Annotated in this window: 9 protein-coding genes; 4 read left to right on the top strand and 5 right to left on the bottom strand. The window is 68.4% G+C overall.

All coding sequences use genetic code 11. The features are described 5' to 3' along the window. Positions 1 to 2 precede the first annotated feature (2 nt). The 3 genes from jaqu_RS05400 to jaqu_RS05390 all read right to left on the bottom strand — a co-directional run bounded on the left by jaqu_RS05400 (position 3) and on the right by jaqu_RS05390 (position 2,825). Positions 3 to 1,091, bottom strand: a complete 1,089-nt coding sequence (locus jaqu_RS05400; RefSeq protein ID WP_084629430.1) for a S1C family serine protease — start codon at positions 1,089 to 1,091, stop codon at positions 3 to 5. 67 nt (positions 1,092 to 1,158) lie between these two features. Next, on the bottom strand, positions 1,159 to 2,115 hold the full coding sequence (gene lipA / locus jaqu_RS05395; RefSeq protein ID WP_043917911.1) for a lipoyl synthase: 957 nt from the start codon (positions 2,113 to 2,115) through the stop codon (positions 1,159 to 1,161). 104 nt (positions 2,116 to 2,219) lie between these two features. Then, a complete protein-coding gene (locus jaqu_RS05390) occupies positions 2,220 to 2,825 on the bottom strand; it encodes a lytic transglycosylase domain-containing protein (RefSeq protein WP_052500784.1) in 606 nt (201 codons plus the stop codon). 192 nt (positions 2,826 to 3,017) lie between these two features. On the opposite strand from jaqu_RS05390, the gene ssb reads away from it, so the two are divergent. The 4 genes from ssb (at position 3,018) to trpE (ending at position 8,186) form a co-directional block, all read left to right on the top strand. Continuing rightward, entirely contained in the window at positions 3,018 to 3,497 is a 480-nt protein-coding gene (ssb, locus tag jaqu_RS05385; protein WP_043917910.1) for a single-stranded DNA-binding protein, read from the top strand. A 76-nt stretch (positions 3,498 to 3,573) separates the two neighbouring features. After that, on the top strand, positions 3,574 to 4,758 hold the full coding sequence (locus jaqu_RS05380; RefSeq protein WP_043917909.1) for an aminotransferase: 1,185 nt from the start codon (positions 3,574 to 3,576) through the stop codon (positions 4,756 to 4,758). Positions 4,759 to 4,821: 63 nt separating this feature from the next. Continuing rightward, positions 4,822 to 6,690 (top strand): peptidylprolyl isomerase, encoded by a 1,869-nt coding sequence (locus jaqu_RS05375; RefSeq protein WP_043917908.1) that lies wholly within the window; start codon positions 4,822 to 4,824, stop codon positions 6,688 to 6,690. Then, a complete protein-coding gene (gene trpE, locus jaqu_RS05370) occupies positions 6,687 to 8,186 on the top strand; it encodes an anthranilate synthase component I (RefSeq protein ID WP_043917907.1) in 1,500 nt (499 codons plus the stop codon). The genes jaqu_RS05375 and trpE overlap by 4 nt, the downstream gene beginning before the upstream one ends. A gap of 73 nt (positions 8,187 to 8,259) precedes the next feature. Here the strand turns inward: trpE and jaqu_RS05365 are convergent, their stop codons facing one another. Continuing rightward, complete coding sequence (locus tag jaqu_RS05365; protein WP_236687797.1) at positions 8,260 to 8,697, bottom strand: YaiI/YqxD family protein; 438 nt, start codon at positions 8,695 to 8,697, stop codon at positions 8,260 to 8,262. Beyond that, positions 8,694 to 9,413 (bottom strand): HpcH/HpaI aldolase family protein, encoded by a 720-nt coding sequence (locus jaqu_RS05360; RefSeq protein WP_043917906.1) that lies wholly within the window; start codon positions 9,411 to 9,413, stop codon positions 8,694 to 8,696. The genes jaqu_RS05365 and jaqu_RS05360 overlap by 4 nt, the downstream gene beginning before the upstream one ends. Positions 9,414 to 9,509 lie beyond the last annotated feature (96 nt).

Raw genomic sequence — 9,509 nt, 5'->3', positions numbered from 1 at the left:
GCTTAGAGGCCGGGCGCCAGCGGCAATGTCACCTCACGAACGCCATCGGGACCGCGCAGGGTCAGGGTGACCTCTTGGCCGGCGGTGCGGGCATCCAGTTCGGCAAGCAGCCCCTCCACCGTCTCGACCCGCGCGCCGTCGATTGCCTCGATGACATCTCCGGGAATGATCCCGCCGTCGGTGATGCGCGCCGGACGCAGCCCGGCATCGGCCGCCGGTCCCTCCACATCCAGCACCATGACGCCTGGCCCCTGTCCGTTCGCGCGCAGCATCGCGTCGATCCGGGCATCCGCCGTGATGCCCAGCGTCGGTGGCGCGTAGCGGCCACGTTCGATCAGCTGCGGCACGACCCGGGCCACCGTATCCGAGGGCACCGCGAACCCGATCCCGGCGCTTGCGCCCGAGGGCGAATAGATGGCCGTGTTCACTCCGATCAGTCGTCCGGCGCTGTCCAGAAGCGGGCCGCCGGAATTGCCGGGATTGATCGCCGCATCTGTCTGGATCAGGCCCCGGATCAACATCCCGCCCTCGCCCGGCAATTCCCGGTCCAGGGCGCTGACGATCCCCGTCGTCAACGTGAAGTCCAGCCCGAATGGATTGCCGATGGCAAATACCTTCTGGCCGACCTGGAGGTCTCCGCTCGTGCCCAGAGGCAGGGCCCGCATCCGCCGGATGCCATCCACCTGCAGCACGGCCAGATCGTGGCGCGGGGCCACGCCAACCAGCCTTGCCCGCAAGGCTCGCCCGCCGGGCAGGCGCACCGTCGCGCCCGTGGCGCCCGCGATCACATGGGCATTCGTGACCACATGGCCGCCATCGCCCCAGACGAAGCCCGACCCGCTGCCCCGAGGCACCTCGACGCCACGGCTGAACAGGCTGCGCCGCTGCACCGTCGTCGCGATCGAGACGACCGAGCCCTGCGCGGCCTCGAACAACTCGATCGTCGCCCGCTCGTCGGAGGCCAGATCGCCGCGCGGCGTGACCGTCACAGGGGTCGGTGCTGGCGCCAGCAGGGTCTGCAGGCGCGGCGTCGCGAACGCGCCGAGCACGACGCCGATGGCAAGGATCAGAAGGAGGGGCAAGGACCGCATGATCGCGATGTAGGGTTGCGACGGTACGTCTCAAAGATCCACGGCCGCTGGCCGGGCGGCAGACAGGTTATCCCAGACCGAGCCGCCGCTCCCGCTCCGCCCGAAGACGCTGAAAGTCGTCGCCTGCGTGGTAGGACGATCGCGTCAATGGCGTGGCCGAGACCATCAGGAAGCCCTTGCCCCAGGCGGCTTTCTCGTAGCCTGCGAATTCCTCTGGCGTGACGAACCGGTCCACGCGGTGATGCTTGGGTGTCGGTTGCAGGTATTGGCCGATGGTGAGGAAGTCGATGTCGGCGGCGCGCATGTCGTCCATCACCTGCAACACGGCCTGACGATCTTCGCCCAGCCCGACCATGATGCCCGACTTGGTGAAGATGGACGGATCCATCTCTTTCACGCGTTGCAGCAGGCGCAGCGAATGGAAATAGCGCGCGCCGGGACGCACTTCTGGGTAGAGCCCCGGCACGGTTTCGAGGTTGTGGTTGAAGACGTCCGGCTTGGCCTCGACCACCACGCGCAGCACGTCAGGGTCGGCCTTGATGAAGTCCGGCGTCAGGATCTCGATCGTCGTGTCTGGCGCGCGATGGCGGATGGCGCGGATGGTTTGTGCGAAATGCTCGGCCCCGCCGTCCTCGACATCGTCCCTGTCGACCGAGGTTATGACGACGTGGTTCAGACCCAGCTTCTGCACCGCGTCCGCGACCCGTCCGGGCTCGAAGACATCCAGAGGTTCGGGCGGCTTGCCCGTTGCGATGTTACAGAAAGTACAGGCGCGGGTGCAGACCTCGCCCATGATCATCATGGTGGCGTGGCCCTGGGACCAGCATTCGCCCACATTCGGACAGCCCGCTTCCTCGCAGACCGTGGTCAGGCGGTTCTCGCGCATGATTGCCGCGGTGGCCTTATAGCCCTCGGACACGGGCGCCTTGACGCGGATCCAGTCCGGCTTCTTCGGCTGTGGCGCGTCAGGACGGCGCTGCTTTTCGGGATGGCGCTGAGCGGGGATCTTCAGGTCGCGCGGCATGTGTCTGGCCTCCGGTCTGGCCCCTTACCTAGGGGAGCCGCGCCGCCGAGGCTAGGGCGTGCGGCGCATGGCCCGACTGCGATGGCCGCAAGGCGGCTGGCCGACTACCCCCCGAGGATCGCCCGCACGTAGCCCTGCGTCTCGCGATAGGGCGGGATGCCGCCATGCTTGATGACCGCCCCGGGCCCGGCATTGTAAGCCGCAAGGGCCAGCCGCCACGTTCCGAACCGCCGGTACTGCATCGCCAGATAGCGCGCCCCGCCTTCGAGGTTCTGAACGGGGTCGCGCGGGTTCACCCCCAGTTTCTGCGCCGTTCCCGGCATGAGCTGGGCAAGACCCATCGCCCCCTTGTGGCTGACCGCCTTGGGGTTGAAGCCGGATTCCTGACGGACCAGTCGCAGGAACAGATCCTCGGGGATGCCGTGCTTGCGGGCGGCCTGGCGCGCCGGACCCTCCCATCGCGAACGTCCGCCACGATAGCGCGGAATGGCTTCGCGACCCGGGATCTCGGTGCCCGGCGTCCGCGGGCGCAACCGGTCGGAATGCCGGTATTGCGACGAAAGCCGTCGATCCATCAACGCCGTCTGATTCGCGAAGAGATCGGTGCGGGACCGGGACGAGAACGTCTGCGCCATCGCCTCCCCGCAAAGCGTAACCACCAGAAGAGCTGCGAAAAATACGCCGCCCGGCCGTCTCAGACCGTCTGTCATGAATGCCCCACGTTCCTCGTACCTGTCCGCCCGGGCAGGCCTCTGCAGGACCCGCTCCGGTTGCGTGGACGTTAACGGGAACCGGCGCACCTGCCAACCGGGGCGGGCCCCCTACCCCTTCCGCGCGGCAACGATTAGTTAACCCAAAACCCGTCTCGTGCGGGCCGATGATTCCTGACGATGGGGGCGGCAATGGCCGGAAGCGTGAACAAGGTGATGCTGATCGGGAACCTGGGGCGCGACCCCGAGGTCCGGTCGTTCCAGAATGGCGGCAAGGTCTGCAACCTGCGGATCGCGACGTCCGAGACGTGGCGCGACAAGAATTCCGGCGAGCGGCGCGAGAAGACCGAGTGGCATTCCGTCGCCATCTTCTCCGAACCTCTGATCCGGGTGGCGGAGCAGTACCTTCGCAAGGGCTCCAAGGTCTATATCGAGGGCCAGCTCGAGACCCGCAAATGGCAGGACCAGTCGGGACAGGACCGCTATTCGACCGAGGTCGTGCTGCGGCCCTACCGGTCGGAACTGACGATGCTCGACGGGCGCAGCGAGGGCGGCGGCGGTGGGGGTGGCGGCTATGGCGGCGGCTACCAGGACGATCGTGGCGGCGACGGTGGCGGACGCCAGGGCGGCTATGACGCGCCTTCGGACATGGACGACGAAATCCCGTTCTGATCGCGATACCGGACCACATCATCGGGGCGCTTCGGCGCCCCTTTCTCTTGGGCGGTGCGCGCGGTACCCCTGCCACATGACGCTTTCGCCGCTCGACCCGCGCCTCGCCGCGACATTCCCGCCCCCGGTGATGGAGGCGCGGCGCTGGCTGGACGAGACGGTGCTGCCTGAGGGTCTGCCGCTCCTCAATCTCAGTCAGGCCGCTCCGGCCGACCCGCCGCCGCCACCCTTGCGCGAAGCGATGGCCCGCATTGTCACCGAAGACCCGGCGGCGCATCTCTACGGCCCGGTCCTGGGATTGCCGGAATTGCGGGAACGGGTCGCTGCCGACTGGTCACGCGCCTATGGCGGGACCGTCGCGCCTGCCCAGGTGGCCATCACGGCCGGGTGCAATCAGGCCTTCGCCGCCGCGCTCACCAGCCTCGCGGGGCCGGGCGATGCGGTGATCGTTCCGACGCCCTACTACTTCAATCACAAGATGTGGCTCGACATGGCGGGGATCGAGGCGACCTTGCTGCCCACCGATGCGGATTTGCTTCCGGATCCGGACCGCGCCGCCGCCGCGATCACGCCACGCACCCGCGCCATCGCCCTCGTCACGCCGAACAATCCCGGAGGTGTGGAATACCCGGCCGGCCTTCTGGACGACTTTCGCGATCTGGCGCGCACACACGGCATCGCACTCATCGTCGACGAGACCTACCGCGATTTTCATTCCGCGGACGGCGCGCCGCATCGCCTGCTCGCCGATCCCGAGTGGGACGACACGGTGATTCAGCTTTACAGCTTCTCAAAGGCCTACCGTCTGACCGGCCATCGCACCGGCGCGATCCTCACGTCGCCCGCGCGGCTGACCCAGATCGAGAAGTGGCTCGATACGGTCACGATCTGCCCGCCCCAGCTGGGCCAACGCGCAGCACTCTGGGGGATGGAGAACCTTTCGGATTGGCTTGCGGCGGAACGCTCCGAGATCCTGGCCCGCCGGGCCGCCATCGCGGACGGGTTCGCCACCCTTCCCGATTGGCAGGTGCAGGGGTGCGGCGCCTATTTCGCCTATGTCCGCCATCCGTTCGAGACCCGTTCCGACGCGGTGGCCCGCGACCTGCTGGCGAAGCGGGCAGTCCTGGTCCTGCCGGGGACGATGTTCGGCCCCCTGCGGGATCAGGGCGGCGACGGCCGGGCCGAGACGACGCTGCGCATCGCCTTCGCCAATGCGGACCGCGACGGCATCTCCGATCTGATCCGCCGCCTCGCCGGCTGAGCGGCGCTTGCCCCCGCTCGCCCGCGCGGATACCCCTGCGCCCGGAGCAGTGGAGGGAGCGACATGGCCGAAGAAGGCGCGCGCCGGAAGAAGAAGGGCAACGTCGTCATCTGGGCCGTTCTGGGTCTTTTGATCCTGGCCCTCGGCGGGTTCGGGATCGGCGGGTTCGGCAGTAGCCAGCAATCCGTCGCCTCGGTCGGCGACCGCGACATCAGTGCCTCCGACTACGGCAATGCGCTGCAGCAGGAACAGGCGCGGATCGGCCGCCAATTCGGGCAGAGCCTTACCGTCGACCAGATGCGGGCCCTCGGGCTCGATCAGCTCGTGATGGAGCGTCTGCTGGCCGGGGCCGCGCTGGACAACGATGCCGACCAACTCGGCGTCTCGGTCGGCGACGCCGAGGTCGCGCAGAGGCTGCGCGCCATCCCCGCCTTTCAGAGCGCCGCCGGCTTCGATCGTGAGGTCTATCAGGACGTCCTCCGCCGACAGGGGACTAATCCGAGAAACTTCGAGGCCGCGCTTCGCGACGAGGCGGCGCGCGAGATCCTGCAGGCCGCCATCGTCGGCGTGACCGAGCCGCCGGAAGGCTATGCCACGACCATCGCGAACTGGCTGGAAGAAACCCGCGACATCACCGTGGCAGAGGTCACGGCGGCCCAGCTTCAGGCCGGTCCCGCCGCCCCGACGGACGAAGACCTCGAAACCTACCTGCAAGACAATTCGCGCCGGTTCGAGACGCCGGAGCGCCGCCGCGTGACCTACGCCTGGGCCTCGCCCGACATTGTCGCCGAAGGCATCGACGTGGACGAGGCGGATGCGCGTGCCCTCTACGAACAGCGGATCGACCGTTATCGTATCCCCGCCCGCGTTCTCGCCGAGCGTCTCGTCTTCGCCGATGAAGCCGCTGCCCAGGCCGCCGCCGATGCCGTCGCCGCGGGCGAGACGGATTTCGATACGTTGGTGATGGAACGGGGCCTGACGCTCGACGACGTCGATCAGGGCGAGATCGCCGAGGCCGACGTCGATGCCCCCGTCCGCGACGCGCTCTTCGCGCTGGAGGAGCCCGGCATCGCAGGCCCGGTCGAGACCTCCCTCGGCCCAGCCCTTTTCCGCGTCAACGCGATCCTCGACCCGCAGGAAACCCCGTTCGAGGACGTACAGGACAAACTCGCGGCCGAGGCCGCCCTCGACGAGGCGCGTCGGGAGATCGACGCCGCGCGAGAGGCGATCGACGACCTGATGGCCGGAGGCGCTACGTTGGAGGAAGTGGCCGCCGACACGATCATGGAGGTCGGAACTCTCGAATTGGATCCCTCGATCAGCGAGGGGATCGCGGGATACGAGGCGTTTCGCACCGCCGTCTCGGCAGCCGAGGTGGACGACTTTCCCGAACTCTTCGATCTGTCCGATGGAGGTCTGGCCGCGATCCGGCTCGATGGTATCGACGAGCCGATGCTGCCCGCGCTTGCCGATATCCGCGCGCAGGTCGAAGCCGCCTGGCAATCCGACAGCCTGCAACGCCGCCTCGCCGAACGGGCCGAAGCCCTGGCCGAGCGTTTGCGTGAAGGGGAAAGCTTCGAGGATCTGGGCCTGTCCGCCGACAGCGTGACGGGGATCGAACGCGACGGCGGCGTGGCCAACGCGTCGCGCGATCTGGTGGACACGGTCTTTGCGGCCGAAGACGGCGCGATCCTTGCTGAACCGGGCGACGAGACGCGCGCCTACGTCATCCGGATCGACGGCGTGACACGTCCCGACCTGGAGAGTCCGGACTCAGCCGAACTGGTCGAGGCCATCGAGGCCACGGCCCGGCGCGATATCGGCGCCGACCTGCTGACCGGCTACACCGCTGCGGCCCGCGATGCGGCCGGATTCGAGGTGAATGCCAACGCGATCCGGGCGATCCAGAGCCAGGTCATGGGCGTGCGATGATCGCGCCTGACTATTCCAGCTTCGAGGCGGCCTATTCCGCGGGCCGCAATCAGGTCGTCTATGCCCGCCTGCCGGCCGATCTGGACACGCCCGTCAGCCTGATGATGAAGCTTGCCGACGCCCAGCCGCACTCCTTCGTGCTTGAGTCGGTCACCGGCGGAGAGGTGCGCGGCCGCTATTCCATCGTCGGCATGAAACCGGACCTGATCTGGGAATGCCACGGCACGTCGAGCCGGGTGAACCGCGCCGCCCGCTGGGATCCCGACGCATGGGAGGATGCAGGCGAACCGCTCGCCGCGATCCGCACTCTCCTGGACGAAAGCGCCATCGACCTTCCGGACGGCCTGCCCGCCGCGAGCGCGGGCCTCTTCGGCTTCCTTGGTTACGACATGATCCGGCTGGTCGAACGTCTGCCGAACGTGAACCCGGACCCGCTGGACCTTCCGGACGCGGTGCTGATGCGGCCGTCCGTCGTTGCGGTTCTGGACGGCGTGAAGGGCGAGGTCACGCTGGTCGCGCCCGCCTGGGCCGGAGACGCCTCCCCGCGCGCGGCCTATGCGCAGGCGGCGGAACGGCTTCAGGACGCGCTCGCGCTCTTGACCCGGGCGATCACCGAAAGCCGCGATCTGGCCGAGCCGTTCGATCTCGGGGACCCGTCGTGCAACTTCACCCGCGAAGGTTACGAGGCGGCGGTCGAGACTGCGCGCGATTACATCGCAGCGGGCGACATCTTCCAGGTCGTGCCGTCGCAGCGCTGGACCTACGACTTCCCGCTGCCTCCGTTCGCTCTCTACCGCGCGTTGCGACGCACGAACCCGTCGCCCTTCATGTTCTACCTCGATATGGGCGGCTTCCAGATCATCGGCGCCAGCCCCGAAATCCTTGTGCGCGTCTTCGGACAAGAGGTCACGATCCGTCCCATCGCCGGCACCCGGCCACGCGGCAGGACGCCCGACGAGGATCGCACGCTGGAAGAAGAACTTCTGTCGGACGAAAAGGAACGTGCAGAGCATCTGATGCTGCTCGATCTGGGCCGCAACGACGTGGGCCGCGTCGCGAAGGTGGGCACGGTCAAGCCGACCGAGACCTTCGCCATCGAGCGCTATAGCCACGTCATGCACATCGTCTCGAATGTCGTGGGCGAGTTGCGCGAGGACGAGGACGCGCTGTCCGCGCTGCTGGCGGGCCTGCCCGCTGGAACGGTCTCGGGCGCACCCAAGGTCCGCGCCATGGAGATCATCGACGAGTTGGAGCCGGAAAAACGCGGCATCTATGCCGGCGGCGTGGGCTATTTCAGCGCGAACGGCGACATGGACATGTGCATCGCCCTGCGCACGGCCCTGGTGAAAGACGGCAAGCTCTACGTTCAGGCGGGCGGCGGCGTGGTCCATGACAGCGTCCCGGCAGACGAGTGGCAGGAGACGGTGAACAAGTCCCGCGCGATCCTCGCCGCCGCGCGCGAGGCGGGCCGGTTCGCCGGACGCGGCAACGGCTAGGCTCGAGCCCGTTCGGTCCTATCGCCGTCGGACCAACAGTGTCCGCAGAAAGGACGCTGGCGCGCGAAGCATCTCACCCGATCCGGGTCAGCACCCGGTCCAGCGCATTCACGAAGGCGGCGCGGTCGGCCTTGGTGTATGGCTTCGGCCCGCCGCCCTGTTCGATCCCGCCGCGCAGATCGGCCATCAGGTTTCGCGTGGCGACCGCCTCTCCGATGGACGCTTCGGTGAACTCCCGCCCCTTGGGGTCGAGCACCGCGCCCCCTTTCTCGATGACCCGCCCGGCCAGCAGGATATCCGCCGTGACCGTCACGGTGCCCGGGCGCACGACCTCAACGATGGCGTCATCGGCCGCGTCGAACCCCTCGCCCGCGACGAAGAGGCGGACCAGCGGATGGTCCGGCAGCCGCAGATAACTTCCCGCGACAAAGATCGCCGGGATGTTCCGCCGGATCGCGACCTCGACGATCTGCGGCTTGACCGGGCAGGCATCGGCGTCGATCAGGATCACGGTGCCAGCCGGGCCAGAGCCGCGGCCAGAACCGATCCGTCCACCCCCGCCGAGAGGATGGTGGCCCCCAACTCCCTCCAGCGTGGATAAAGCGCCGGGTCCCCGAAGGCGCCGCAGGCGGTGCCCGTGGCGACAATACGGCCGATCGCATCCTCGATGGCGGTCAGGACCTCCGGCGCGTCCGGCGTCAGGCCCATGTCCGCCGCCAGATCGGCTGGCCCGATGAAGACGCAATCGACGCCCTCGACCCCGCAGATCGCTTCGAGATCGGATAGGGCCGGCCGGCTCTCGGCCTGGACCCAGACGCCGACGGCCTCGTTCGCGCGCGTCACGTATCCCGCGTTCTGGCCGTAGGCTGACGCGCGCGAAACGAAGGCGCCGTGCCCCCGGATCCCGTCGGGCGGATACCTCGCGGCCGCGACTGCGGCGCGCGCGCCCTCGGCATCGTGGACCATCGGGACGAGCACGGTCATGGCGCCCAGATCCAGCGCCTGCTTGATCCAGACCGGGTCGTTTGCCGGCACCCGCACGATCGCGTCCGGCACGGCGATCAGGCGCGCGCGCAGGTCCGACGGATCCCACGGCCCATGCTCGCCATCGAGGACGAGAAAATCAAAGCCCGCTCGGGCTGCGATCTCGGCAGCCACGGGGCCGGGCAGGACCTGCCAGAGGCCGGTCAGCGGCTCGCGGGCCAGGACACGGGACTTCAAGCTCATGGCGCGGGGCCTGCCAGCCCCTGCCCCGCCGCGCAAGGGACTTGGCGCCCTGCCCTCCCCGCGTTAGCGTCTACCCATACCGGGACGAACCCGGAT

Source organism: Jannaschia aquimarina (genome assembly GCF_000877395.1).
Lineage (GTDB): Bacteria > Pseudomonadota > Alphaproteobacteria > Rhodobacterales > Rhodobacteraceae > Jannaschia > Jannaschia aquimarina.
The sequence above is the reverse complement of the archived record's forward strand: the minus strand, read 5'-3'. Positions and strand labels throughout refer to the sequence as shown.

What these genes read in the sequence shown, in the direction of transcription:
- ssb (WP_043917910.1), top strand. Translation starts at nt 3,018, where the DNA reads ATGGCCGGAAGCGTGAACAAGGTGATGCTGATCGGGAACCTGGGGCGC.
- jaqu_RS05390 (WP_052500784.1), bottom strand. Translation starts at nt 2,825, where the DNA reads ATGACAGACGGTCTGAGACGGCCGGGCGGCGTATTTTTCGCAGCTCTT.
- jaqu_RS05380 (WP_043917909.1), top strand. Translation starts at nt 3,574, where the DNA reads ATGACGCTTTCGCCGCTCGACCCGCGCCTCGCCGCGACATTCCCGCCC.
- jaqu_RS05360 (WP_043917906.1), bottom strand. Translation starts at nt 9,413, where the DNA reads ATGAGCTTGAAGTCCCGTGTCCTGGCCCGCGAGCCGCTGACCGGCCTC.
- jaqu_RS05400 (WP_084629430.1), bottom strand. Translation starts at nt 1,091, where the DNA reads ATGCGGTCCTTGCCCCTCCTTCTGATCCTTGCCATCGGCGTCGTGCTC.
- jaqu_RS05375 (WP_043917908.1), top strand. Translation starts at nt 4,822, where the DNA reads ATGGCCGAAGAAGGCGCGCGCCGGAAGAAGAAGGGCAACGTCGTCATC.
- trpE (WP_043917907.1), top strand. Translation starts at nt 6,687, where the DNA reads ATGATCGCGCCTGACTATTCCAGCTTCGAGGCGGCCTATTCCGCGGGC.
- lipA (WP_043917911.1), bottom strand. Translation starts at nt 2,115, where the DNA reads ATGCCGCGCGACCTGAAGATCCCCGCTCAGCGCCATCCCGAAAAGCAG.